Below are 25,000 nucleotides of genomic sequence, written 5' to 3'. Positions count from 1 at the left end.
TCTCAGAACTTAGGAGCCGTTTTCGGCAGCGATGCGGAATCGATGCCTTCGCACAGCGCGTTGTTCACGGTCAGGTTTCCCTGGGCATCAAGCTTCACCGTCCAGATCGTGTCGTAATCGGTCTGCGGCCAGGGGAACGCCGTTGGTGGGACGGTGACGCCATAGCTCTGGAGAAGATACGTTATGAGCGGTGGATAGTGTTCGTGTTCCCACGCCAACAGTACGGTTTGATTGGAGAGATTGACGCCGGCAAGGTTCGTAAATAAAAAGTTACTGGTGGCTTCGGCTACACCCGGATCGGTCGCCTCCCCGATATAAAAACCCGCAACCAGATAATAAGGCAGATTATTGGCGATGGCATAAGGCAGCACTGTTAATGAGGGCCTGACATAGGAAACACTGAAGTCAGCCGCCAGAGTGAACGACTGAGCGGGGTCGATGGAATAAACCACGGTGGGACTGGGTTGGCCCCGCAGAGCGTAGGGAAGAAAGTTGGGAAGGGATAGCGCGCGCCATTGCCCCGCGCCGACAAAGTTGCCGTCTTCGAAACTGTCCGTCGGATGCGCCTCTGCGTGCCGGATCAGGTAAACCGTTTGGTTGGTGTTGGCTCCCGTCGGAACTTTGACGCCGTTAACCCCATCGATCAGTGTGTAACTGAAATAGTCCTGCTGCGTGCAGGAAGCGCTGACTATCGGCGGCGGTGGCAGCACCGGGTAGGTGGCGGGCGGATTCAGTTTGCTGTCGAAGGCAGCCAGGCTGGCGAAACCCTGCGGTGTAATAGAGATCACATAGACAAAATTTGTGCCCATGTAGGTATCGGGAAGATTCAGGTTATACCCCCTGGTCGTTTTGATATTTGTCAGCAGGGCACTGATGGTTTCCCATGGAGCAGAGAAGACATAAAAGCCCGGCTGATTTGCGTTGATGATACGGGTTACGAGGGTAATATTGTTGTTGCTCGCGTCGTTGAAAGCCAGCCCCTGGGCATCGGGGATGTATGGACTAGGCTCTATAACACCGCCGGGCACGTCCCCTAGAGCATACGCTGTATTGATCGGGTAGCTATTGGCGGTCGTACCTTGTACTGTGACCTGGTTGAGAAGGGCAAACTGCTGAATGAATCCGATTGCCGCCATATCAGGATAATTGTTTGCGGTCTGCAAATGCGTCATCGGTGCGAGCGTGTAAATACCGGTTACATTGTTTGTCCCCAGCAGATGCGTTTTCAGGTACGTGGCCATGAGGAGCGAGCGATGTAAACCCTGATTACTGAGGTTTGCCGTGTCTGAATTGACGTCACCGGGTGTCTGATACGCCAAATCCGGGCTTACCACAAAGATCAGATTGATGTTGTCTGCGGAAAGCGCAGGGTTGGAACCGGAACTGCTTGAGCATCCGGCGAGCAGTGTCAGGGCAAGAATCAGAAACAACGACCATACAAAGGATGTTCTTTTCATAATCGTAATCCTCCTTGTTTATGCACGTTAATAGGAGTTCACACAATCGATTAAGCCTTGTTCGTCCATATGGCCTATGCCGCACCAGTAAACAGGCCAATCCTTATCGGTAATAGGATTAAAAGTACCGGTAACGGGAATAGTGTAATTATGTCCTGAAAAATAGTGCTCTCTGTAAAGTTGCTGTTTTGCAATGTCCGTAGCCAACTCCGGATAAAGTTGCAACAAAGAATCGTTTAGAAAACCCTGCAGGAGATACGTTGTCGAAAATGTATAATAGTTGTTGAACTGTTCGGGATTGACAGCGAGGTCATAGTTCAGGGACATGTAGTCGGTAGCTTTGAAAGTATCGCCGGAAATCGTAAAGATCTTAAAAGCGGGATTATTGCCAAAATATGGAGCTATGCCGGGCGTTGTAACAGCCAGAATATCGGGTGACACGATGCGATATTCGTCCATATGCGTATGCGCGGTAAGCATCTGGGTTATCAGGCCCGGATACTTGGAAAGTATTTGCAGAAAACTTGTTTGATAGTCCTGGTTCCACATCATTGCGGCAGTTGTAATATGACCGTTGGCATCGACAGATTGGGCAGTCGAATATTTATCCGCCCCGGGTGGTACATGCATTAAGAGCCAAACCTTTTTACCCCCGGCCTGGGCCAACGCCAGTGTTGTATCAAGCCAGGCGAGCTCGGCGGTTACCGCACTCAAATTGGCATTGCCGAAATACGGGGAAAACTCAAATGTATTGAGTCCTATCACCATCAAGTTAGTTCCCGGCATCTCCGCGGAGTAATATCCTCCGCTCGTGAAAGTGTTAAGAAATGTCTGATGATCTGCAATGCCGTTCAAAAACTGTGTGTAGTATATTTCAGCCGTATTGGAAAGAAAACTGCTGTCCGGGCCAAGCCCTGTGTACGAATCGCTATTTCCGATGGCGAACATGACGGGAATGTTTCCGGCAGATGATCTCGCCTGCTGCATGAAAAAGGCAACCGTTTTGTCGGTAAATGCCTTCATGGCTGCAACGTCTGCATCGTTTCGAGGGCTGGAAGTTCCATTTATGTTCTGATAAAACTGTTGTGGAAGGTAATGCCCCAGAATGTCGCCGGTAAAAATAATGAGCGGACTCGCTCCTAAGTTCTGCTTTATGGAAGAGAGCGCAAGCGCAAGCAAAGGGTAGTTGGTATCGGCACCCCATACCGAAGGTGCTGTTATTTTCGATGTCTTAAAAATATCCTCCCACTCGCCGGCGTCTGCCGCGACAAGCGCCTCAAAAAGAGACGGATCATAAAAAGGATTGAAATGAACATCCGAAAAGACAACCACCGGGAATTCTTGAACCTGATTATTGCTGTCGCTGCTAGAACATCCTGATAAAGAGAAAATCAGCATGCCCACTAAAAAGACTAAGCATAACTTTTTGAATTCAAAAGACGTCTTCATCAAACACCTCTTCCGGTTTTGATTCCTAAATCGAATCATTTCCAATCCTGAAAAAATGATAATGCTTTGTTTAGAAGGAATGATAAAAACACAAAAACCCGCCTTTTTTCAGGAACAGGATTTCAATAACTTTTCCATGGTAATACCCTTCAAAAGGGGTTTAATGTGGTTGTTAACCGATTGACAATGCTTCATTTGAATGATGCTTATTTATAACGCTAAATAGTTGAAAAGTCAAGAAAAATTAGTGATACTCGCTAAGAACTATCCCAGGCACGAAGTGCCGCGGGATAGTGAGGACATTTTATTATTAAGAAATAAAACGAAGTGCAGCTTGAAGCGTAAGGCGAATCCCGACGTCGTCGGGACGCAGCGGAATACCATTCACTATTTTTGTCATTCCCCTTTTTTACTTCCCTCCCTTGAGGGGAGGGATTGAGGGAGGGTGAAAATTTTGTTGCCATTCACATTTCACCCTTCACTGTTTTTTCTAATCCTCTAATCTTTTAGTTTCTTGGATTCCGACCGGAGTTTATCCCGCGTATGCGGGGCCGGAATGACAAAGGAAGTGTTTACTTAATTACTTAAATCTTAAATCTGTGAACCTTGAACTTAGAACGTAGAACATTGAATAGTTTTTTTATCCAATCCTCCAATCCGTCTAATCCTCTAATCATCTATCGTTCACTTTCTTTTCTTCGCTGTTTTCTTCGCAGACTTTTTGGGTGCGGCGACATTTATCTTTTTGCCATCGGCGAGTTTACTTAACTGCCATTCGAGTTTTTTGATCTTTGTAAACGCAGATTTTATCTTTTTATCTTCATCCAGACTTTTGTTGCTTTTGAGAACAGCACAAGCAATTTCGCCCAGTTCATTCATCTGATCTTTTATTTTCACGTGCAGATTAAATAGCTTATACTGTCTTTTCCCTTCCTCGGAGAGTTCATTCATTTTCACGGATACGACATTCGCCCCCTGCATAACTGCAGCAAATCCTTCTTCCCATCCCTTTTTCACATCTTTTTTAATTTTATCCAAAAAACTTTCCATGTTTTTTCCCAATCCTCTAATCCGCCTAACCTTCCAATCTTCTAATCATCTATTCTTCCCCAATAACTTGCACAATAATTTCTCTGTGCCGTGAACGATTATCAAAGTCGATGAACACAACCTGCTGCCATGTTCCCAAAGCCAGCTTGCCGCTGACTACGGGAACGGAAAGCGAAGGCTTCATCAATGCCGCACGGACGTGAGAGAACCCATTGCCATCTTCCCATCGTCTATCATGCGCATAAGGGATGTCTGATGGCGCAATTCTCTCCAGTGCTTCTTTTAAATCCTGCAACGCACCGGACTCATATTCAATGGTCGTTATCGCGCCCGTAGAACCGGGACAGAAAATGGTAACCAGTCCATCGGCAACTGGTGATTGTTTTAAAATAGAAAACACCTGGGGAGTTATATTAATAATGTCGCAGAAGCCTTTTGTATTAATCGAAATCGTTTCTGTAAAAACCATGGATTGCCCCTCATATTCTGATGATGAAGAATAAAAAATTTGTCATGCTATGTCAAGTAATGATACTCGCTTATAGCGGGTCCCAAATCCCCGAAGTGCTGCGCCGGGAAATATTATGAAAACCAATCGTAAAAAAACGGGTTTTTATTGACATAACAAACCGTTCTTCATATAGTCTTGCTGTCAATAAGCAATGCCTTCTATATAAATAAGAAAGTAAAAATATCTGAATTGGTGAGATAACGCATGTCCGAAAAAACAAATGATACATTACCGAAAAATGCAACAGAGGCTCAGGGGCTTTTAATCAAAGCCTTTTACGAGAAATACGGCGATGAAATATTGCCCATAATCGACAACATTCTCGGACGTCAGGGCAAGGCTTTAGGACTTAAAGTCAAGAGTAAGCTGACAAATTGTAATCTTTCGACTATTGCCACGGCCTTTACAAAAAACTTCGACCCGACGACGATAAATGTGATTTCCATATCCGACGAAAAATTCCAGATTCAGGGGACAAAATGTCCTTTCGGACTGGAAAACACATCGAGGCAACTCTGCGAAGCGGTTATGGCGATTGATCGTGAATATTTTTGTACAGCAACAGACGGCAAGACAACCTTAAAGATTATTAAAACCAGAGCCGCTGGAGATGCTATCTGCGACACCGTTTATACCACCAATGCCGTAAACAAGGACTAACGTATAATTTTGGACCAACCAAAATGAATGAATTTACCACCGTATATGATTTAACATCGCAAAGCGCGCAAATGAGCGGATGGTTCCACTTTATTTTTAGCATGGTCCTGATTATTGGCGGTATCTTAGGAGTGATCTTTTATAAACGGATACGTGAGAAGTTAGCAGGTCCTCTACCGAGGAGTATATTCGGCATTATGGTATTAATAGGAATCGGATGGTGGTTAGGGCATGTGGAACTTTTCAATTATGCTATCTTGTGCAACGCAAAAAATATTGAGGTAGCAGAAGGTATCGTTCATGTAATTCGCACACAGCCCTATCAGGGACATACATCCGGCGACAAAATTACCATCGACGGTCAGCCGTTTGAAATTGACTACTTTCATGCAAATACAGGATACAACGAGTCGATTGCCCATGGCGGTGTTTTGAAAGAGGGCGTATATGCCAGAATACACCACTGCGACGGAGTGATCTATAAAGTCGAAATCATAAAGAAATAGCGTAAATGTAATTATCCCCGAAGCGCAGCGGCATACTATTCACTCTCTTATCGAAAAAAGATAACGGGCCTTGTGGCTTAACTAAGCAGGCCAGGCATAGGAGGTAACTTAACCATGAATGACGGTGTCCACGGTTCTGCACGTAAAATAACCTACAATTACAAATTTATATTCCAAGACGGAGAGGAGAGAGAATTTAACATTGAGTTAGACAGCGTCACTTTGAATTTAACACAAACGGAAAATAAAGCTCGCCCTGAATGGACAAAACTCGGCTGTTTCAAGTGCCCTAATTGTACTTTGAATGATCAATACGAATTCTGTCCCATAGCTATTAACATAGCAGACATCATAGATTACTTCCGCAATTTCGTTTCTCACGAACAGGTAGAGGTTATTGTTACTGCCCAAGAAAGAAAATATAGTAAAAAAGTAACTTTACAGCACGGAGTTAGTTCTTTGATCGGCATATATATGGTTACCAGCGGGTGCCCTGTTTTTGAGAAATTAAAGCCTATGGTACGTTTTCATCTGCCCTTTGCTACGGTAGAGGAAACTAAATATCGCGCCATATCGATGTATCTGCTGGGGCAGTATTTTTTATATCAGCAGGGCAGTCAGCCTGATTGGGATTTGAAGAAACTGGCCCAGGCGTATGAGAATGTAAGTATAGTTAACGAAAGCTTTTGTAAAAGGCTCAGGACTATTGAGGGTAAAGACGCTACTCTTAATGCTTTAGTTGTGCTTGATATTTTTGCCGGCAGCGTAAACTTCTCGATAGACAGCCGGATGGTAGATGATTTGGATTATTTGTTTAAAGGTTACTTAAAATAATGCGGTTTCTATGATCGTGAGACAAGCTGCAAAGATACTGGAAAAACAGGATGACAAAAGGAATATTTCATGATATTATCTTTGTAAATTGTAATTGACGGTGACAATATGCAAAGATATATAGAACGAAGCAAAGCCGGTGAAATACAAAAATCTCTACAACATAATCCGGTTACAGCGCTTATTGGTCCGCGTCAATGCGGCAAATCAACACTGGTCCGTCACATTCTGCAGAATAATAAAGATGCCCTCTTTCTTGATCTGGAACTTCCGTCGGACATGCGCAAGCTTGCCGACGCGGAATTGTTTCTTGGGGAACACTCCCGGCAATTAATCTGTATAGATGAAGTACAATTACGGCCAGATCTATTCCCGCTTTTAAGAGCGCTAATAGATAAGGACAGGCGTCCGGGGCGATTTCTTATTCTGGGTTCCGCATCACGTGATCTTATCAGGCAGGGTGGTGAAACACTTGCCGGACGTATCCACTACATTGAACTGACGCCTTTTACCTGGTCGGAACTTCAGAACGATAAAAGCGATAAGAATCGTGATTTTAAAAAACATTGGTGGCGGGGAGGTTTCCCGCCCGCGTTTCTCGCGCCGGAAGACTCGCAAAGCGATACATGGCGAAGAGATATGATTCAGGATTATTTGAGTCGTGACATACCGTCCCTTGGATTTACCATGCCCATACCAGTCATGTCGCGTTTTTGGAAAATGATCGCGCACTATCATGGCTGCATTTTTAATGCCTCGAAAATCGGTCAATCAATGGACATATCGCACAACACAGTTCGCAAATATCTTGATATTCTGGAGCAGACCTTCATGGTGCGCGTTCTGCCGCCTCTGGAGATCAACCTGAAAAAACGCCTGGTCAAATCGCCTAAGATATATCTGCGTGACAGCGGTCTTTTACACACCATTTTAGAGATTGACAGCATGACAGAACTTTACGGGTATCCTGTATTCGGAGCATCATGGGAAGGCTGGTGTATTGAACAAATTATTGCGTCGTTACCATTGTGGCAGCCTTTTTTCTATAGAACATCATCAGGCGAGGAAATTGATCTTGTCTTAGTCCGGGGGAAAAGACGCCTGGCAATCGAGATCAAGGCCTCACTGACGCCACATCTTTCACGGGGATTTGCCGACACAGTCAAAGCACTGAAGCCGGAGCGAGCCCGGATTGTATGTCCCATGACGGATACCGGATACCCGATTAGCAGTGGCGCGCGCGTACTGGGAATTAAGGAATGCTTAAAAGAATTGGGGACGATTTGAAACTCACAGTTTCCCTTATTTTTAAGCGGGTAGTCGATTTTTCTTCCCGCCCTTGAGGGGAGGGATTGAGGAGGGTGATATTTTGTTTTGTCATGCCATTGGCCTTTTCACCATTGACATTTTACTCTTTACCGGTATTTTAAACGTAGAACGTAGAACCTTTTTATGTGAACACTTATGACAACACAAGTTTTATTATATGCATTTCTAACCGGTTTTTCTTTAATCCTTGGTGTAATACTAGGCACCACTTTTAAATTCAGCCAGAGAATTATTGCGGCAATAATGGCCTTTGGATCAGGTGTTCTCATCTGTGCTTTAACTTTCGGGCTCATGGACGAAGCGTTTAAACATGGAGGGTTTGATGCCATAATCATAGGGTTCTTATTAGGCGGTCTGGTTTTTATATTCGGGGATTTTCTGATCCACAGATATGGCGGAAGAAACCATAAAAGAAAGAAGCATTTTACAACCATAAAAGAAACAAACGGGAAGGCAATTGTATTAGGCGCTCTTCTTGACGGGATTCCGGAATCAGTGGCTTTGGGCGTATCTCTTCTGAGTAAAAATGGAATTGGATTCTTAATGCTCGTTGCAATATTTATGTCCAACCTCCCCGAGAGCATATCATCCATCAACGATTTGCAAAAAGAGGGTTTATCCAAAAAGCAGATATATCTGTCATGGTCAATAGTAAGCATATGTGTTGCATTGAGTGTTGTTTTAAGTTTCCTGTTCCTGCAAAAGCTGGATTTAAATACTCTCGGCATAATCGAGTCTTTTGCATCAGGGGCAATCCTGGCAATGCTTGCAGATAGTATGATGCCTGAAGCTTATGAAGAAGGCGGATATCTTATCGGGATTTTAACCATCCTGGGATTTTTAACCGCTTTTATTCTTTCAAAATATTAGTGAGTCCCAAATTCCAGAAGCGTAGCGCACTGGAATTTGTTGGACGAACTATCCCAGGCACGAAGTGCCGCGGGATAATTCTATGCTGAATGAAATGGAGATAATATGTCAAAAGATGAACGCAGGATAAATAAAAGGGCAGATACTAAAGTTGAAATTTCATATGTACATGAACATGATTATCTCATATCTTTTACAAAAAATATTTCGGCAGATGGCATGTTTATTGAGACAGAAAAACCGCCGGCAGTAGGGTCAACAATAAAATTGATTTTTTCCATAGGCAATTTAAAAAAAATAGAAATAAATGCAGAAGTTATGTGGATTAACAAAGGTGCTTCGTCCAAAGATCATGGAATGGGTCTAAAATTCCTTAATATGCCTGCAAAAGACAAAGATGCAATCCTGAAAGAAATTAACATAGTCGCGATTCTATAGAAATATTTCAGAGATCGCTGTCCCTCGTTTTCCCACATTTGTCATACCGGCGGAGGCCGGTATCCAGTTTTTAACTTCCCTCCCTTGAGGGGAGGGATTGAGGGAGGGTGATTTTTTCTTTTTAATGAGCCAAGCTAAGAACGAGTCCCGATGAATCGGGACGACGTTCGAAGCGTAAGGCGAATCCCGACTCGTCGGGATGCCGCGGGACACCATTCACCTTCGGCCCTGTCCCCCGCTGGCGCGAAGTCGGGAGAGTTTCCGAGGGGTGTCCCGATGCAAAATCGGGACGGGGTGGAGTTTTCTTTTAACTCTTCACGTTTCTTTACTAACCCGTCCAATCCTCCAATCCGTCTAATCATCTATTCTTTGCCCCTTTGTCCTTTTCACCATTCACTGTTTTTTCTAATCTTCCAATCCGTCCAATCCTCTAAGCCGCCAATCCGTCTAATCATCTACTCTTTAATGACACTCGCTTTTACGTATTTCTTTCTTCCTGTAATTTTTAAACCTTCAGTCTTGATATTTATTCAACCGTTCAATTGATAATGATTAAATAAAAATTCTCTCTTTAGAAGGGATTGACAATTTTTATAATTAGAATAAGAGTACAACCCAGTTATACCATTGTTAACTCATCAACCTAACCCCTTAACCTTTATTCAAATAAAATGGAGGGACACAACAATGTCAGAAGATATTTTTCGCAGATTACAGCAAAGGCTTGATATGTATTCCTCGGGATTTCCCGCGACAGAAACGGGAATTGAAATAACTATATTGAAAAAGTTGTTCAATCAAAAAGACGCGGAGATGTTTCTCAACATGTCGCCTATGTTGGAAGAGCCGGGATTAGTTGCGCAGCGGCTGGGAAGTCCGATTGAAGAAGTAGCCGGTCATTTGGAAGACATGGCGAAGCGCGGCCTTCTTTTCAGGCTTAGAAAAGGGGATTCGGTCAAATACGGGGCAACTGCCTTCATAATTGGTCTGTACGAGTTTCAGGTCAAACGTCTTGATCGCGAACTGGAAGATCTGATGGAGCAGTATTTTGACCAGAGATTAAATCAATCCATAGCGGAGGCTGACGGGCTTTTACTCCGCACCGTCCCTGTAGAGAAATCGATTGTACCTGAACACCACGTGGCTGCATTCGATGACGCGGTTGCGATCATTAAGAATAAGGATATTATCGCTGTATCCGAATGCATTTGCCGGAAGGGGAAAAAAATCAGGGGCAAAGGTTGCGATAAACCCATCGAAAACTGTTTTTCGTTCGGGTCTTTTGCGCGGTTTTATATAGAAAACAAAATGGGAAGACAAGTGGATGTTGAAGAAGCAGTCGAAATATTAAGAAAAGCACAAGAAGCGGGGCTTGTAACTCAGCCCAGCACCGCCCAGAACCCTGGCGGGATGTGCAACTGCTGTGGCGACTGCTGTGGTATTCTCTTGGCGGTGAAAAAATTTCCCAAACCGGCAGAACTCGTATTTTCTAATTACCAAACTGTGATAAACGGGGAAAACTGCACCGGCTGTGAAATATGCCTGGATCGGTGCCAGATGGAGGCGATTATCATTAATAAAGACGGTGTTGCACAAGTCGACCTTGACCGTTGCATAGGCTGTGGTCTGTGTGTTACTACATGTCCATCAGAGGCGATGGGACTCATTCCAAAGCCCGATGCTAAAAGGCGAATACCACCAAAGACAGGCGGCGAACAGATGATGCAGATCGCGAAAAACAGGGGAGTGATGTAATATACTAATTTTCAATGTCGCATAAGATTGAAAATTGTGATGTTAAGAATATATCACCATCAGTAATACTCAATTCTGGCAATTGTTCCTTGCTAATACTTTGTAAGAAGTAATTACGACGATTACGAAATCGGAATTTTATTTCTTTCTTCCTGAAAGAAACCAATCGTCAACCGTAATAAAAATAGTAGCTTTCAATCCGTAATAAATGAGAATGTTTTTTCTCTTTAAAAAAATGGAAAATGCTATTATGTGATTTGGGTTATTGAGAAAAGCGAAGTTTGTATATTAATTATTGAGAGGAGAGATTATGCGCAAAATTATTGTTGCCATTTTTCTAGTTTTAACCTTTCTTTGTTCTCCGGCAATGAGCATAACGGCAGCAAACTGGTTTAATTATGCATTAGAATTATGGGATGGGGAAAAATATACAGATCCGGGGAAAGCTATTGAATATTTGAACAACGCTCTTCAACTGGAGCCGGATTCTGCCCTTGCTTACAACAGCAGGGGGATTGCTTACAGAAATCTCCACCAGTATCAGATGGCCATCAAGGATTTTAACGTGGCCATCCGTCTAAAGCCGGATTATGCCGTATTTTACAACAATAGGGGACTTTCTTATGTTTCCCTCCGCCAGTATCAGCTTGCTATCAAGGACTATAACGAAGCCATCCGTCTGAATCCGGATTATGCCGTAGCATACTACAACAAAGCTTGCTTATTGGCTCTGCAAAAAGACGCTATACAATCCTGCAACTCGTTAAGATTAGCAATGGAAAGGGGATTCAACGATTCGAAGCATATTCAAGAAGATAAAGATTTTGACAATGTAAGAAACACGGCATGTTTTATTGATATTCTAAATAAATATGGAAAATAAGTTAGCAGGCTAAAACTGGTTACAAATGGCAATCCTCAATTATGACAACTACAAAATACTATGGATTAGTAGGTGAAAGAAATATTTAGCCGACAAGATTTTCTTCAAATAATTAATACAAATTGTGTTAAGAAAAACTAATTACACTCACTATCATATAAACCGACCAATCATCTAAACCGTCTAATCCTCTATTCTTCTCTTTTCCTCATTTTATAGTTGCAATGTTTTTACTATGTTGTTAGTGAAATTCAACTTTTAGAAACGTGGTGAACTTTACCTGGCATGTAACACAGAAGTTGAAAAGGGTGTTTTTTACGCCGATTAAAAACAATAAAGGTCTTATCTTATAGAAGATAATCTAATTAGATACGAGTAAGTAGTAATTGATAAAGAACATTTAAATAATCATCCTCATTTGCTTTTAATCATGCCGACATCATGGTGCAGCAATACTCGCCTGCTACATTCCTCGTGCATCGCGGCAGTTTGCCAAGATTGTAGGCTAGGAGGTTTGTACATTCATTATTATGTAGCGGATCGCAAAAGAGTTATTATTTCGTTTATCATTACCGTCAAAAAATACTATGTTTTAAATCTTAAGCGCAATGCAAAAAGCGCTGTGCAGAGGCTTTCGGATTATTTCTGAGATAAGGATGAGGCCTTGATTTCATGATAATAATTGCGTAGACTATGAATCACAAAATAAAGGGATTGCATGACTTTCAACATTCTTGAGAAAATTCCTAGTATTACTTGGTTTGAGAAGCGAGCCCAGCAACTTCGCAAAGAAACCTCCGAGCGTATTGTTGTGGGATGGAATAGTTCTCACGCAAAATTGGATGATTATTCACACTTTGATCTATATCATGATAAGCTACCACTACCAAGTGGTCGCGCTGCTCTAGTTTTTAATGATCTAGTGACGACAACCGTCTTGACTGAGCATGTGCTACTGGAAGAAGATCCTTATATCGTTACATTTCTGGCCTCAAAAGTAATTGAGCAAACTTTCTATCAGATATACGATCCAATTGCCCCATGTCGTCCGATAAAGAATCTCTCAGTTGCCAAACATTACGGTATATTCTTCACCCCTCCGCACATTGCGGAAGTCATGGTTAAAGGACTCTCAAGAAAAGAAAAAATATCTACTCTCTTAGATCCCTGCTTGGGGAGTGGTGTCTTACTGTGCGCCTCGTTGATTTTCTCTAATGAATATAATTATGAACAATTAATTGGCGTTGAATTAGATAAGCAATTAGCGGAATGGGCTAAAATTGTGATAAAGCGTGTTGCAGAACTATCCGGTTATAACGGAAAGATTGCTGTTGTTGTAGGTGATGGTTTAAGCTATCTTTTGACCGAAACAATTATGCTGACTGCAAATGAGACTAGTGTGATTATTAATCCGCCATATGGCCGACTAAGGCTAACCAAAGATCGTGCTACTAACACTGAGACCTCTTTACAAAATGGAAATATTGAATTATCAACTTCTGTTTCCAATCTTCAGGCTAGCGTTGCTGATTATGTCAAGCATCTCCGCATGAAATATTCATTTATTGCTAATGAGCACGGAATCCTAGAATATTCGAAACTCTTTTTTAGAGCTTGTGCAGAGTTAGCATTTAATGGTGCCATGATTGCAATTATTTCTCCTGACTCTTGGATGTCAGGTAGTGCGGGGCGAGCACTGCGGAAGGTTCTTCTAGAAAGACGGTTAATTGATCGTATTATTCTAATTGAAGAAGATGGCGGGAAATTTTCTACAGTCAACCAAGCAACCTCGATAACATTTCTTGATCAAAGCGACAAAAAAGCTTTTAGAATTGATAAACTTTCAGAACCCAACAAGAGTCCTAGAATGATTAGTTATGAACGGTTAAAGTCGATGGCGCAAACAGATTTTGCAATACCTCGCGTTTCTGGATTTGATCTTGAATTATTCGAACGCCTATCTCAACTAACTAAATTGGGTAGAGTTTCTTGGGTTACTAACGCAAGAGGTGAGGTGGATCAAACGGTCGCTAAACCACTTTTTTTAGCTAATAAGACCAAAATTCGATTGGTTAGAGGGGAACATGTTGAACGTTTTGCATTTAAACACTCATCCTCATTGGAAAAACCGTCTTATCTTGATCCGCATGGTTTTATAGAATTCATTACCAATAAACCGAAACATCAATATTATGATGTCCCAAGAATAGTTGGTCGTCAATGCTCATATGCACAGCAGTCCAGGCGTCTATTATTTTGTCAAATACCAGCAAAACATGCGGTTGGAAACTCATGCAATTTTATCTCTGTTGCATCAGAAAATGAAATTGAGTCAGCGGAAAGGCTATATATCCTTTTAGGATTGTTAAATAGCGCGGTGCTCGATTGGTATTTCAGGATTGAGAACAGTAACAATCATGTTGGTAATTACGAGATAGATAATTTACCATTCCCAGAGTTAGAAGAATGGTTCCCTGTCATTATTTCTTGTGCTTATCAATTAGAACAATTTGCTAAAAATGAAGGCCAAGTCAACACAGACTGGCTTGTTGATCTCCTTGAAGCGGCTGTTGGACTGTCATATGGTCTTAACCCCGAAACCGAGCTTCGCGCAATTCTGTCTCAAATTGGCAGTTGCAATGTAATGAGATCTGTTAATTTTGCAGTTCATATGAAGCGAGGGGTACGTTTCTTGACTTCTGGAATCAGCAATTTATTCTTTAACCACTTGGAGCCATCACTTTCCGAGTTAGACCGTTTGATAATTTCCTACGTGCCAGAGGGCGGTAATTGGCAAAACATACCCGATAGTGTGCCATCAAAGCGTTTGAAGCAAATTCGTGAAATGACGGCTGAAAGAGGTGTCGTACGAACGACTTATTACGGACGCTTGAGGCGAGACCAACCCGCTTATACGATTAATACATACTATAATCGGCCCGGAAATGGAACACACATCCATCCAGTGATTGATCGCACTCTCACTAGTCGTGAAGCGGCCCGCCTGCAAAGCTTCCCAGATAAATACATTTTCCTAGGCAGCGAAGGGGCTATCCACAACCAAATTGGCAATGCTGTGCCACCATTACTGGCATTAGCGATAGGTAAAAAGTTCATTCAGTATGCTCAATCGCGTTGCTTAGTTGATGTATTTTGCGGCGCAGGTGGCTTGAGTTTAGGCTTAGAAAATGCTGGATGGGAAATCATCGGCGCAATTGACAATAATAAAGAAGCTTTAGACACTTATTGTTTCAATCGGCCTTGTGATTTAGAACCGAAGGCTTATCGGGCTGGTTATACTTCTGTTTTTAGACGAGATCTTCATGATCTAAAAGCATTTGAAAATATCATAGAACAATTGATTATATCTCTCAATGGGCGGAGTCTTGACATGTTGGTTGGTGGCCCACCATGTCAGGGATTTTCTCACGCTGGTTTTCGCTTAATTGACGATAAACGAAACGACCTAGCCTCTATTTATTTGCACTTTGCAGAAATGCTACGCCCTCGTATTTTTTTACTGGAAAATGTTGAGGGACTTGTTACATTCAACAAGGGACAGGTTCTTAAAGATATATGCCGGTCGCTTAAAGATATTGGGTATCGAGTATTTGAACCAGTGTGGATATTATGTGCGGAGCAATATGGTACTCCACAAATGCGGAGGCGGGTCTTTGTTGTTGCGACAACAGATTCCTTAATTGATTTGAGACCACCTGAGCCAGTATATAAAAAATGTAATGGGAGGAGAGAAGCCCGAATTGATCCTGACCTTTTTGATTCAGTCCTCCGTCCGCCGCACACTGTTTCAGATGCCCTATCAGGGCTCAGTTTGCCCGTAAAATCTAGTAATGAATTGCTTCGATGGCTTTCAGGCTATGAGTTCTAAATTTCATCTGGAATTAATTCATATCTACTGAAATCAACTGCGGCCGATTTTCCAATTGTATCAAAAACGGTTTGTAATATTTGTTTTGCTGTTATGTCTTTTTCATTTTGGGGCACCTTGTGAGAAACTAAGAGCAATGCGATATTTTTCTCTTTTTGTTCTGGAGTTAAAGACTCACGCATTGCATTTCGCCAAGCTTGATCTTCATGGCAAGTATTACCGGCAATCTGCTTGACTGCTTCTCGGATTATTCTTTCATTCTCTTGAAAGTCTGATCGAACCATATTACGGCGCTCAATAGGTTTCGATGCATATTCAGCTAATGCTTCGAATGCAATTCTGACTATTCTTGCTGCCAAGCTTTTGCGTAGCTTGGTTATTTTTTTTTGTGTTTTAACGTTAGCAAAGGTCAGATTTCCCGGATCAAGTGCGGTGAACTCAAATTCTTCTAGGGCATATTCTGGCTTCAATAAAGTAATCAAAAAACGCACTTGCCCGGTCTTACGTACTTCCCAAAGAGTCCTCAAATACATGTCTTGCAGTGAACGAAGAGAATTGCTCAATGCCTTGGTTTGATTGTCGTCGGAGACAATAGTCTTGTAACAATCCCAATGTGCTCTTACTTGCCAGGAAGCTACGCTCTGTTGCGTCAAATTTTCGTACTCAAGCAATTTATAAACATCGCGTATACTAAATCGCCGATTCTTAGCGGAATTATGGTTTTGGCAAGTGGGCACGAATAAGGGAAGCTGTTTGAAACCACATGCCAGGGGCCCAACGTGATCAGGACTTACTTTTTCAAGTATCTTTCCACAACCTGGGAAGGAACATGTGCCTAGACCAGCTTTGTTATATAAAGCATCAGCCAATGCCCAATTTCCTTCAGCCCACCATTCAAAACTGCGACGATCGTGATTATATCCGCGCATGTTATCATCAAATCGTCCTGGATCATTCTTTTTCCGACAAGTGTTGTGATAATCATGAAATCCATCTAGGCGATCTGGGGGATTCCCCATAAATCCCGGAGAAAGCATATATGATCGGATATAGCTGCTTTTTTCAAATGCCTCCTTAGTCATTCCATATTTTTTGAAGAATTTCCTTCGTTCTGGAAATAATGAGCAAAAATATTCCATAATTGAAACATCTGACATTATTTTCTCTAATTGAAGAAGAAAATCATCAATTGACTGTCCTTTAGTAATATCAAGTGCTGGAAAATCTTTATTCAGGCGATGTGCAAAGGTGTGATTAATGTAAAAATAACCAACATTGAAACTTTCTCCGCAAAGTCGACATACACGATAACCTGTTGGGTGAATAATTCTCGCTGCCAATGTAAATCGGTCGTTTTCATCGTTACGCCCTGGCAATCTTAATTGATCAGCCTTTTGCACCCACCATGCTTTACGTGCAAGATAATCCTTGTAAAATGAGGTCGTCTTCCCTGAACTTACTTGCCAGTTTATTCTTCCATCAGCAGCTTTAGCGTTCGGCATCCCCGCATAGTTATGATGAGATACGATCATTTTCATATATTCAATATAATTGGGGTGAGCCTCAAATTTTCCTCGACCGTACTTGTGACTAGTCAAATTTCAGTCCCTCGATATTGGTAGAATTGATAACTGTGGCACCATCAGTTATGTCAGTCATTCGCTAATTTTGTAACATGAGCAAAAAATGTCTGAGCATCAACGCTTAATGCATCGATTATTTTCTCCAGCGAATCTAAAGTGATGTTTCGCACCCCGCGTTCAATGCCAGATATATAAGTCCTATCCAGTCCAGCCTTATAGGCGAGATCTTCCTGACTCATGTCACAGGATTTACGGAAATGACGAATCGTCAAAGCCACAGCTTGAATTAGTTTTGTTTTCATTATTTTATATTCTCGTAATGTTTATTATTAGTCCACGGACTATAAGTCACATATGACTTAAAATGGTCAAAAAACACTTGGGGAAATAGTGTCAAATCTTTAATCTTGACATTTGACGCTGATTCTTTCCGCAATGTAATAAAATATTATAAGGGTCAACGGTTCTATTTAAATGTTCTGGATTCCCGGAAATCCCCGTCAATCCCCCTTTAGAAAAGGGGGAAGCAAAATAATTTCACCCTCCCTGAATCCCTCCCCGCAAGGGCGGGAAATAAAGATGTGAACGAAAGATTAGGTATGACTCAATAATAGCAAGGCGACTATTATGCAACGCTTTGCATATTAGTCGCGACTTTTGTGCAACGTCCTGATAAATAGTCGTTTATGAAAAGATATCTTTCCTGCGGCTTGCAAAATACTTCTAAATATATAGAATAAACTAAAGTGATAATTTAGTGTTTTTAGCCATAAGATAAGGGAGAATATTTTATCATGACTGATGAAATTAAAGATGTTGAAGCAATTGAAGATGAAGTTTTAGACGCCGAGCTGGAAGACGACGCTCTGGAAAAGAAAATGAGAAAACTGGAGGCGGAAGCTACGCGAATATTAAATCAGTCCAATGAACTCATTCGAGAAATGAATAAAGGAAAAGAAAATCAGGAAAAAACTGAAGAGCAGGGTGAAGAGTAAAAAGTTCTAGGTTCAATGTTCTATGTTCAACGTTCATGGTTTAAAAAACCGGTGAAGAAAACTCCACCTCCGTCACTGCGTGACACCCCCGCCAGCGGGGGACAAGGCTGAAGAAAACTGGATTCCCGATCATCCAGGCATTCGCCAGTCTGCGAGCCGGGAATGACAGATTGTCATTTCGAGGAATGAAATGACGAGAAATCTTTAAGATTCCTCATCCTCGACACGTCGGGATTCGGAATGACAAATAAGAGTGAGGCTGGTGGTAAAATATCACCCTCCCTGAATCCCTCCCCTCAAGGGAGGGAAGTAAAGAGGATAATGACAGTATGAAAGGAGATTATCATGAAAAATCTAAATTATATGAGCATTGCTGAAGATGCCATGAGTAAAATCAAGAAAGGAGCTTTCTTAACCGTTAAGGCCGCGGACGCGCTTAACACGATGACAATCGGCTGGGCCACTTTCGGAGTCATCTGGCAAAAGCCAATCATGATGGTGGCAGTGCGAACTACACGTCACACTTTCGGTATTATGGAAAAGGCTCAAGACTTTACTGTTACAGTCCCTTCAGGAGATATGAGCAAGGCAATCGCCTTTTGCGGATCGAAATCGAGCCGTGATGTGGATAAGTTCAAGATGTGCAATCTGGAAACAGCAGACGGGCAGAAGGTCGTGTCGCCGATCATCAAGGTGCCGGGGATTCATTTTGAATGCAAAATAGTTTACAAATCCGCTATGAATCCTGCTCATCTGGATAAAGATTATGATAAGGCCCTTTATCCGCAAAAAGATTATCACACGCTTTATTTTGGTGAGATACAAGCTTGTTATGAAACGTAATAGTGAAGGGTGAACAGTGAATGGTGAAGAGTGAAAGGGGAAAAGGACAAAGGCAAAGAATAGATGATTAGACGGTTTAGATGTTTGGACGGGTTAGCAAAGAAACGTGAAGAGTGAAAAGTGAAAAAATAAAGGGAATGATTTTATTTAATTTAGAGTTTCTTCTGGGAGATGGATTTATTTTATGAAGAACTTTAATCCCGACAGCTATTGTGGAATTTATTGCGGTGCATGTTCGGTATATATGAGCGGCGCGACCGGGCATTATGACGGGTTTGTTGCCTGCCTGGGAAGTGTGCCGAAAGAAGAAATCGCCTGCAGCGGCTGTAAATCCGATAAGCTTTATGCGGGTTGCCGGTTATGCAAATTCCGCGATTGTGCGGTGAGCAAAGGCATTGCCCACTGCGTTGATTGCGTCGATTATCCCTGCAAGATGTACAAGCAATGGCAATCGGCGGCAAAGTTTCTTCCTCACGTCAGTGAAGCAGCGCCCAGTTTGACGGTTATCAAATTCGATGGTGTTGATACCTGGCTTGCGGCACAGAAAAAACGCTGGTCTTGTCCTGAATGCGGCGCGCCGTTTTCCTGGTATGCACCGGAGTGCTCTGCGTGCGGGCACAGTCTTGCTTCCGAAGCTTATAAAATGGCCGGCTGGCGGAAGCTTCTTTGCCGTTTTCTTCTCCCCATACTGTATCGCAAGGCAAAAGGGAAAGCATAATAATTAGGGATGGCTGTTAATGAAATAAGGCGGGTGCAATTAATTTGAAACGTGTTAAAAAGACAGCAGATGAATTACTGACAATCCCGGGTGTTGGAAAATCTATTGCAGAAGATTTGCGAATTATTGGAATCAAGCAAGTAAATGATCTACGCAATAGAAATCCTGAAGTTCTCTACAATGATTTGCGTAAAAGAATGGGGAAACCGATAGATCGTTGTATGTTGTATGTATTTCGATGTGCCGTATATTTTGCATCCAATACCAAACATGATCCTGAAAAATTGAAGTGGTGGAACTGGAAAGATGCAGGCAAAGGAAAGTCTGTTCAAGGTTCAAGGTTTAAAAAACCGGTGAAGAGTGAAATGTGAAAAATAGAGGAAGAAAACTCCACCTCCGTCACTGCGTGACACCCCCGCCAGCGGGGGACAAGGCTGAAGAAAACTGGATTCCCGATCAACCGGCATTAGCCAGTCTTCGAGTCGGGAATGACGCGCAAGAAATAGAATGAGAGAACGAATCCTTTATTATTACAAGCGAAGCTTGTATATTAATGATTAGATTCACTAAGACCTTTAAAGGAGGCAATATGAATAACAGTATCTTTAAAATAATTGGAATTATGCTATTCTTAGTAATGTCAATTTTATGTCAGTCGTGCACCGAGGCTAAATGCATGTGGGATAAACAGGTATGTAATTTTAATTGTCCATCAACAGTTGGAATGAAGCAGGCTTGCGAACAAAAATGTAATATTTTATATGATATTTGTAGAAACAAAAAACAAATAATAGGGGACGGCGAATAGTGAATAGTGAAAAAGACAAGGGATAAAGAATAGAGGATTGGACGGATTGGAGGATTAGGGAAGAGTGAATGGTGAATGGTGAATGGTGAACGGTGAATGGTGAACGGTGAATAGTGAATAGTGAAGGGTATTAAATACTGGATTCCCAATGACAAAGCCGTAAAACTAAAACATTCAACAGAAGGAGGGCTAAAGTTATGAGCATAACCGGATTGATAACATTTTTAGCTATTGGCGCTGTTGCAGGTTGGTTGGCCGGGATTTTAATGAAAAGCGGCGGTTTTAGTCTGCTTGGTAATATTATTGTCGGCATAATAGGCTCGGTAGTTGGAGGCTTTGCCTTTGGTTTAATTGGTATCACGACCGGTGGCCTGCTTGGTTCAATATTTACTGCGACTGTTGGAGCCGTACTTCTGCTATTCATTGTTTCTCTGATTAAAAAAGGGTAGTAATCGGGGACGGTTAAAGGGGAAGAATAAAGGATTGGACGGATTGGCGGATTGGAGGATTAGAAAAAACAGTGAAGGGTGAAAAAGAAAAGCAGAAGGTTAGAGGATTGGAGGTTTGGACGCTTTAGATTGCCACGACGCCTGAGTGGCGTCTCGCAATGACAATTAAAAGGGTGAATGGAAAAAATCACCCTCCCTCAATCCCTCCCCTCAAGGGCGGGAAGTTAATGACTGGATTCCGGCCAGAACCATGCCGGATTAAAAAGATTTCACCCTTACCAATATTATTGTACTGCGTTTGAAAAATTAATAGGACAGGTATAATAAAAATCGTTAATCGAAGTCATTTTATCATCAAATTAACGAATAATTGACAAAGATGCGTTAATATATGAGAAAAATCAGGAACGGTTAATGGTGAATAGTGAATAGCGAAGGGGATTAAGAAATGTCGGACCTTAAACGAAATAATCTTGATAAATCATTATCTCCTTATCTTCTGCAGCATACATCCAATCCTGTCTGGTGGCAGGAATGGAGCGCGGAAATAATTCAGCACGCGGTTGACGAGAAAAAACCGCTTTTTGTTTCCGTCGGCTATGCCACGTGCCATTGGTGTCACGTGATGGCGGCTGAGGCTTTTTCGGATATCGAAACTGCCGACTTTCTGAACAGCCATTTTATCTGCATTAAGGTGGACAGAGAACAGAGGCCGGACATCGATCAGTTTATGATGCAGTATCTTACCGCGCTAAGCGGAAATGGCGGCTGGCCTCTCAATGTGTTTCTGACTGCCGATCTTCGTCCTATTCATGCGCTGACCTACGCGCCGCAATACTCATTTTTAAGCATAGCTAAAAAAGTTCATGAGTATTATGAAAAAAACGCTGATGATATTGAGCCTTTTATCAACGAAGAAGTACACCCATCGAATGCTGCAGAGGAGTCTTTAGTTAAAAATCTATTATCCTATTACGATCCTGAGTATGGTGGTTTTGGTCCGGCACAAAAATTTCCTCCGCACTCCACGCTGTTATATCTTTTGTATTTCCTCTGTGTGGAAAATAATCCTGATGTTCAAACCCTTTGCCGCAAAACTCTTGATGCCATGCGGTTGCGGGGACTCAATGATCATCTGCAAGGCGGTATCTTTCGCTATTGTGTGGATCGCCAATGGACAATTCCGCATTTCGAAAAGATGCTCTATGATCAGGCAATGGCGCTGTGGTGTTATTCCCTGGCTTATAAGGTTATTGGAGAAAACGAGTATAAAAAAATGGCGGAAGGCATTGTCCGTTGTCTTAATGATTGTTTTGCGGATGACGGATTATTCATTTCGGCGCATGACGCAGATACCGGACATGTGGAAGGGGCAACTTATGTCTGGGGCTATAGTGAACTTAAAGATTTCCTTGCGCCGGATGAATTTAAACGTTTTTGTAAATCATACTATATTGATGAGCAGGGCAACTTTGAAGGCCGTATCCACTTGATTAGAAAAAATGATGTTGATCTTCGGGATATTGAGGAGAAGCTCCTGTCTCTGCGTAAAAAGCGGCCACAGCCGGCGCGGGACAATAAAATTCTTTGCGGGATAAATGCATTAGTCGCCATGGCCCTGATTCAGGCCGGACGGAATCTGGAGCAGCCCCAATTGGAAGAAAAAGCCGCGCAGATCATCCGGCGGTTGATTGATTTGTTTTGGAATGGCAAAGCTCTGGGGCATTCGTATTATAATGGAGCAAAACAAAATCAAAGTTTCCTGTTCGATGCCGCGGCGCTGCTTACCGCAATCAGTATGATGTATGAAAATGATGCATCATGGAATACGCTGATGACGACAATGGCCGCTTATGTTGAATCGTTCCGGGACGGCGAAAAATGGGTGGAGTCCAGAGCGGCTGATTTTAAGCCGGTATTTGCTTCATGGTTCGATCATCCCGTTCCTTCGAGTGTCAGTCTCGCCGAAATGGGTTTGACGCGCGTCGCCTTGCTTACTGGTAAGGAGAAAAAGTCTAAATCTTATCGGGCGCCTTATCAGGCCGATTTTTTCAATATCACAGCAATGATGACCAACGGGCTTTTCCATGTGATCAGTTCCAGGAGCGCTGTGGCGTGGTCTCAACTATCACCAAATACTTTGCAAGTGCGCGGTGAAACCGAAAGCGATTGTTACAGAGGAACATGCAGGCCGTGGGCAAAACAGAATAAGCGGAATGGTTAAAGGTGTCCAGCGCCACACTTTTCTTTTGACATACAGGACTGTTTTATCTTATGCTTGCGCCATGAAAAATATAATTATTCCCCCCGGATTGTTATTGGTCATTGCATTTTTAGTGCTTGCGGGTTGCCAGGGCCGTCTTACTACAGTTGTTACGCACATGCCGTTAGAGCCACCGCAAAAAGATTATTTTCGTCAATTGCCGCCGGGCGAACTGGCATTAAGAAAAATTACCGATCCCAAGCAGATTCCAGACTACACAAAGGCTTGCTCTGATCTCGACGGCTTGCAGGAAGCAATCGCCCGCAGTCTAAGCTATATGGCTAAACCATCCAGCAAAAACTTCTATCCTTATGGCGACATCACTCACGAGCAGGCGGTAAAAAGCCTGCAGGAGCTGGAAAAACTTGTTTCTTTAAAATTGTCACCCCAGCAAATGAATAAGGTTTTGCGGGAAAAATTCGATACGTATATTTCAGTCGGCTGTGATGATCAGGGCACAGTATTGTTTACAGGATATTATACGCCGATTTTTGACGGTTCTCCTGTACGAACAGATCGTTTCAAATATCCTTTATACAAGACGCCTGACGATCTGATAAAAGATCCCGATGGAACGATTCAGGGACAAAGGGCGCCTGATGGACAGATCCATAAATACCCAAGCAGGGTGGATATACAAAAATCAAATATGCTTGCAGGCAACGAGCTTGTCTGGCTTAGCGATCCGTTTGAGGTTTATATTGTGCATGTGCAGGGTTCAGCCAAAATACGAATGCCTGACGGACAGACTGAAGGTATAGCCTATGCCGCTCATAACGGCTGGGAGTACCAGAGTATCAGAAAAAAAATGATAGCCGACGGAAAGTTTACCGAAAAAGATATCAACATGAAAGCTATGATTGATTATTTTAAGGCACATCCCAATGAAGTCGATATGTATGTTAATGAAAACCCCCGTTTTGTTTTCTTCAGGCCTGAGACAGGTGAACCGAGGGGTTCACTCAATGAATCGGTAACTCCATTTAGAACGATTGCAACGGATAAGTCCATTTATCCCAGAGCGATGTTTGCCTTTACCGCGGTTGATTTAGACACGCCCGTAGGATTTGCTTTGGATCAGGATACAGGCGGCGCTATCCGGGCGGCAGGCCGTTGCGATGTTTATATGGGAGTTGGTAACCGTGCCGGTGAACTGGCCGGCAAAACATACCGCGAAGGCCAACTCTATTATCTTTTTGTTAAGCCTGATAGTGAATAGTTCCTCGTGAATAGTGAAAAAAAGACTGCATGGTAGCACTATGACCCGGTTGCTTTTAGCGGGTATCACTTCGATCAAAGCTCCAACATAGTTTCATCTTGCCCTATTAGGAGAAAAGATTATGACAGTTGACTTTTTCTGCTGGAATAAGTGAACCACATGCCGGAAAGCGAAGGAGTTTCTTTCGCAAAAGAAGGTAGAAATCAACGAGCGTGATTTTTTCAAGACACCTTTCACGCGCGAGGAAATCAAGATGTTGTTACAGGGAAAATCAGCCTCCGATATGTTCAGTTTCAAATCTCCAAGTTTCAAGGCGCTGGGGTTGGATCAGGCAAAACTTTCTGATAATGATTTGATTGATCTCATGCTCAAAGAGCCGCGCTTTATCCGCCGTCCCCTGGTGAAGATCGGCAGGAATGTTTATTTTGGTGCGGACAGCAAGGTGTTGGTAGGAATTATCAAGTAGTCCCTCCGGGGGGATTTTATGACTG

24 protein-coding genes are annotated in these 25,000 nt (G+C 42.5%); 18 read left to right on the top strand and 6 right to left on the bottom strand.

Annotation, left to right across the window (positions count from 1 at the left end; genetic code table 11):
* Positions 1-2: 2 nt before the first annotated feature.
* The 4 genes from CVU62_08640 to CVU62_08625 all read right to left on the bottom strand — a co-directional run bounded on the left by CVU62_08640 (position 3) and on the right by CVU62_08625 (position 4,425).
* Complete coding sequence (locus tag CVU62_08640) at positions 3-1,457, bottom strand: hypothetical protein (GenBank protein PKN37781.1); 1,455 nt, start codon at positions 1,455-1,457, stop codon at positions 3-5.
* 27 nt (positions 1,458-1,484) lie between these two features.
* Complete coding sequence (locus CVU62_08635; GenBank protein ID PKN37780.1) at positions 1,485-2,945, bottom strand: hypothetical protein; 1,461 nt, start codon at positions 2,943-2,945, stop codon at positions 1,485-1,487.
* A gap of 645 nt (positions 2,946-3,590) precedes the next feature.
* A complete protein-coding gene (locus CVU62_08630) occupies positions 3,591-3,968 on the bottom strand; it encodes a hypothetical protein (protein PKN37779.1) in 378 nt (125 codons plus the stop codon).
* Between the two features lie 37 nt (positions 3,969-4,005).
* Positions 4,006-4,425: a secondary thiamine-phosphate synthase enzyme gene (locus CVU62_08625; protein ID PKN37778.1), complete on the bottom strand. Its 420-nt coding sequence runs from the start codon at positions 4,423-4,425 to the stop codon at positions 4,006-4,008.
* A 246-nt stretch (positions 4,426-4,671) separates the two neighbouring features.
* Here CVU62_08625 and CVU62_08620 point away from each other — a divergent pair, with 246 nt between their 5' ends.
* The 9 genes from CVU62_08620 (at position 4,672) to CVU62_08580 (ending at position 15,631) form a co-directional block, all read left to right on the top strand.
* A complete protein-coding gene (locus CVU62_08620) occupies positions 4,672-5,127 on the top strand; it encodes a hypothetical protein (protein ID PKN37777.1) in 456 nt (151 codons plus the stop codon).
* A 197-nt stretch (positions 5,128-5,324) separates the two neighbouring features.
* Positions 5,325-5,633: a hypothetical protein gene (locus CVU62_08615; GenBank protein ID PKN37776.1), complete on the top strand. Its 309-nt coding sequence runs from the start codon at positions 5,325-5,327 to the stop codon at positions 5,631-5,633.
* A 114-nt stretch (positions 5,634-5,747) separates the two neighbouring features.
* Positions 5,748-6,467, top strand: a complete 720-nt coding sequence (locus tag CVU62_08610; protein ID PKN37775.1) for a hypothetical protein — start codon at positions 5,748-5,750, stop codon at positions 6,465-6,467.
* A 108-nt stretch (positions 6,468-6,575) separates the two neighbouring features.
* Complete coding sequence (locus tag CVU62_08605) at positions 6,576-7,754, top strand: ATPase (protein PKN37774.1); 1,179 nt, start codon at positions 6,576-6,578, stop codon at positions 7,752-7,754.
* A 177-nt stretch (positions 7,755-7,931) separates the two neighbouring features.
* The gene (locus tag CVU62_08600; GenBank protein ID PKN37773.1) at positions 7,932-8,666 is read left to right on the top strand and encodes a ZIP family zinc transporter; all 735 of its coding nucleotides are present in this window, start codon (positions 7,932-7,934) and stop codon (positions 8,664-8,666) included.
* A 105-nt stretch (positions 8,667-8,771) separates the two neighbouring features.
* Positions 8,772-9,104: a hypothetical protein gene (locus CVU62_08595; protein ID PKN37772.1), complete on the top strand. Its 333-nt coding sequence runs from the start codon at positions 8,772-8,774 to the stop codon at positions 9,102-9,104.
* Between the two features lie 687 nt (positions 9,105-9,791).
* Complete coding sequence (locus CVU62_08590; protein ID PKN37771.1) at positions 9,792-10,859, top strand: 4Fe-4S ferredoxin; 1,068 nt, start codon at positions 9,792-9,794, stop codon at positions 10,857-10,859.
* 310 nt (positions 10,860-11,169) lie between these two features.
* Positions 11,170-11,742: a hypothetical protein gene (locus CVU62_08585; protein PKN37770.1), complete on the top strand. Its 573-nt coding sequence runs from the start codon at positions 11,170-11,172 to the stop codon at positions 11,740-11,742.
* A 718-nt stretch (positions 11,743-12,460) separates the two neighbouring features.
* Positions 12,461-15,631 (top strand): hypothetical protein, encoded by a 3,171-nt coding sequence (locus CVU62_08580; GenBank protein ID PKN37769.1) that lies wholly within the window; start codon positions 12,461-12,463, stop codon positions 15,629-15,631.
* On the opposite strand, the gene CVU62_08575 is transcribed toward CVU62_08580, so the two are convergent.
* Positions 15,628-17,169 carry an Alw26I/Eco31I/Esp3I family type II restriction endonuclease gene (locus tag CVU62_08575; GenBank protein PKN37768.1) on the bottom strand — a complete coding sequence of 514 codons (1,542 nt, stop codon included), beginning with the start codon at positions 17,167-17,169 and terminating at the stop codon, positions 15,628-15,630. The two genes, CVU62_08580 and CVU62_08575, sit on opposite strands and share 4 nt — an antisense overlap.
* A 113-nt stretch (positions 17,170-17,282) precedes the next feature.
* Positions 17,283-17,516 carry an XRE family transcriptional regulator gene (locus CVU62_08570; GenBank protein ID PKN37767.1) on the bottom strand — a complete coding sequence of 78 codons (234 nt, stop codon included), beginning with the start codon at positions 17,514-17,516 and terminating at the stop codon, positions 17,283-17,285.
* A 492-nt stretch (positions 17,517-18,008) separates the two neighbouring features.
* Here CVU62_08570 and CVU62_08565 point away from each other — a divergent pair, with 492 nt between their 5' ends.
* From CVU62_08565 to CVU62_08525, 9 genes are all read left to right on the top strand, one after another.
* Positions 18,009-18,209 (top strand): hypothetical protein, encoded by a 201-nt coding sequence (locus tag CVU62_08565; protein ID PKN37766.1) that lies wholly within the window; start codon positions 18,009-18,011, stop codon positions 18,207-18,209.
* 345 nt (positions 18,210-18,554) lie between these two features.
* Positions 18,555-19,052, top strand: coding sequence for a flavin reductase (locus CVU62_08560; GenBank protein ID PKN37765.1), 498 nt, complete (start codon positions 18,555-18,557; stop codon positions 19,050-19,052).
* Between the two features lie 184 nt (positions 19,053-19,236).
* On the top strand, positions 19,237-19,770 hold the full coding sequence (locus CVU62_08555) for a hypothetical protein (GenBank protein PKN37764.1): 534 nt from the start codon (positions 19,237-19,239) through the stop codon (positions 19,768-19,770).
* 44 nt (positions 19,771-19,814) lie between these two features.
* Positions 19,815-20,141, top strand: coding sequence for a pathogenicity locus (locus CVU62_08550; GenBank protein PKN37763.1), 327 nt, complete (start codon positions 19,815-19,817; stop codon positions 20,139-20,141).
* Between the two features lie 218 nt (positions 20,142-20,359).
* Positions 20,360-20,578: a hypothetical protein gene (locus tag CVU62_08545; protein PKN37762.1), complete on the top strand. Its 219-nt coding sequence runs from the start codon at positions 20,360-20,362 to the stop codon at positions 20,576-20,578.
* 197 nt (positions 20,579-20,775) lie between these two features.
* Positions 20,776-21,027, top strand: a complete 252-nt coding sequence (locus CVU62_08540) for a GlsB/YeaQ/YmgE family stress response membrane protein (GenBank protein PKN37761.1) — start codon at positions 20,776-20,778, stop codon at positions 21,025-21,027.
* A gap of 448 nt (positions 21,028-21,475) precedes the next feature.
* Positions 21,476-23,251: a hypothetical protein gene (locus CVU62_08535; GenBank protein PKN37760.1), complete on the top strand. Its 1,776-nt coding sequence runs from the start codon at positions 21,476-21,478 to the stop codon at positions 23,249-23,251.
* Positions 23,244-24,509, top strand: a complete 1,266-nt coding sequence (locus tag CVU62_08530) for a hypothetical protein (protein PKN37759.1) — start codon at positions 23,244-23,246, stop codon at positions 24,507-24,509. The genes CVU62_08535 and CVU62_08530 overlap by 8 nt, the downstream gene beginning before the upstream one ends.
* Positions 24,510-24,762: 253 nt before the next feature.
* Positions 24,763-24,975 carry a hypothetical protein gene (locus CVU62_08525; GenBank protein PKN37758.1) on the top strand — a complete coding sequence of 71 codons (213 nt, stop codon included), beginning with the start codon at positions 24,763-24,765 and terminating at the stop codon, positions 24,973-24,975.
* The last annotated feature ends 25 nt before the right edge of the window (positions 24,976-25,000 follow it).

It is taken from the genome of Deltaproteobacteria bacterium HGW-Deltaproteobacteria-2, from assembly GCA_002840505.1.
Lineage (GTDB): Bacteria > Desulfobacterota > Syntrophia > Syntrophales > Smithellaceae > Smithella.
This window is presented reverse-complemented; position numbering and strand designations above follow the sequence as displayed.

What these genes read in the sequence shown, in the direction of transcription:
- CVU62_08640 (PKN37781.1), bottom strand. Translation starts at nt 1,457, where the DNA reads ATGAAAAGAACATCCTTTGTATGGTCGTTGTTTCTGATTCTTGCCCTG.
- CVU62_08635 (PKN37780.1), bottom strand. Translation starts at nt 2,945, where the DNA reads ATGATTCGATTTAGGAATCAAAACCGGAAGAGGTGTTTGATGAAGACG.
- CVU62_08625 (PKN37778.1), bottom strand. Translation starts at nt 4,425, where the DNA reads ATGGTTTTTACAGAAACGATTTCGATTAATACAAAAGGCTTCTGCGAC.
- CVU62_08620 (PKN37777.1), top strand. Translation starts at nt 4,672, where the DNA reads ATGTCCGAAAAAACAAATGATACATTACCGAAAAATGCAACAGAGGCT.
- CVU62_08615 (PKN37776.1), top strand. Translation starts at nt 5,325, where the DNA reads ATGGTATTAATAGGAATCGGATGGTGGTTAGGGCATGTGGAACTTTTC.
- CVU62_08610 (PKN37775.1), top strand. Translation starts at nt 5,748, where the DNA reads ATGAATGACGGTGTCCACGGTTCTGCACGTAAAATAACCTACAATTAC.
- CVU62_08605 (PKN37774.1), top strand. Translation starts at nt 6,576, where the DNA reads ATGCAAAGATATATAGAACGAAGCAAAGCCGGTGAAATACAAAAATCT.
- CVU62_08600 (PKN37773.1), top strand. Translation starts at nt 7,932, where the DNA reads ATGACAACACAAGTTTTATTATATGCATTTCTAACCGGTTTTTCTTTA.
- CVU62_08595 (PKN37772.1), top strand. Translation starts at nt 8,772, where the DNA reads ATGTCAAAAGATGAACGCAGGATAAATAAAAGGGCAGATACTAAAGTT.
- CVU62_08590 (PKN37771.1), top strand. Translation starts at nt 9,792, where the DNA reads ATGTCAGAAGATATTTTTCGCAGATTACAGCAAAGGCTTGATATGTAT.
- CVU62_08585 (PKN37770.1), top strand. Translation starts at nt 11,170, where the DNA reads ATGCGCAAAATTATTGTTGCCATTTTTCTAGTTTTAACCTTTCTTTGT.
- CVU62_08580 (PKN37769.1), top strand. Translation starts at nt 12,461, where the DNA reads ATGACTTTCAACATTCTTGAGAAAATTCCTAGTATTACTTGGTTTGAG.
- CVU62_08575 (PKN37768.1), bottom strand. Translation starts at nt 17,169, where the DNA reads ATGAAAATGATCGTATCTCATCATAACTATGCGGGGATGCCGAACGCT.
- CVU62_08570 (PKN37767.1), bottom strand. Translation starts at nt 17,516, where the DNA reads ATGAAAACAAAACTAATTCAAGCTGTGGCTTTGACGATTCGTCATTTC.
- CVU62_08565 (PKN37766.1), top strand. Translation starts at nt 18,009, where the DNA reads ATGACTGATGAAATTAAAGATGTTGAAGCAATTGAAGATGAAGTTTTA.
- CVU62_08560 (PKN37765.1), top strand. Translation starts at nt 18,555, where the DNA reads ATGAAAAATCTAAATTATATGAGCATTGCTGAAGATGCCATGAGTAAA.
- CVU62_08555 (PKN37764.1), top strand. Translation starts at nt 19,237, where the DNA reads ATGAAGAACTTTAATCCCGACAGCTATTGTGGAATTTATTGCGGTGCA.
- CVU62_08545 (PKN37762.1), top strand. Translation starts at nt 20,360, where the DNA reads ATGAATAACAGTATCTTTAAAATAATTGGAATTATGCTATTCTTAGTA.
- CVU62_08540 (PKN37761.1), top strand. Translation starts at nt 20,776, where the DNA reads ATGAGCATAACCGGATTGATAACATTTTTAGCTATTGGCGCTGTTGCA.
- CVU62_08535 (PKN37760.1), top strand. Translation starts at nt 21,476, where the DNA reads ATGTCGGACCTTAAACGAAATAATCTTGATAAATCATTATCTCCTTAT.
- CVU62_08530 (PKN37759.1), top strand. Translation starts at nt 23,244, where the DNA reads ATGGTTAAAGGTGTCCAGCGCCACACTTTTCTTTTGACATACAGGACT.
- CVU62_08525 (PKN37758.1), top strand. Translation starts at nt 24,763, where the DNA reads ATGTTGTTACAGGGAAAATCAGCCTCCGATATGTTCAGTTTCAAATCT.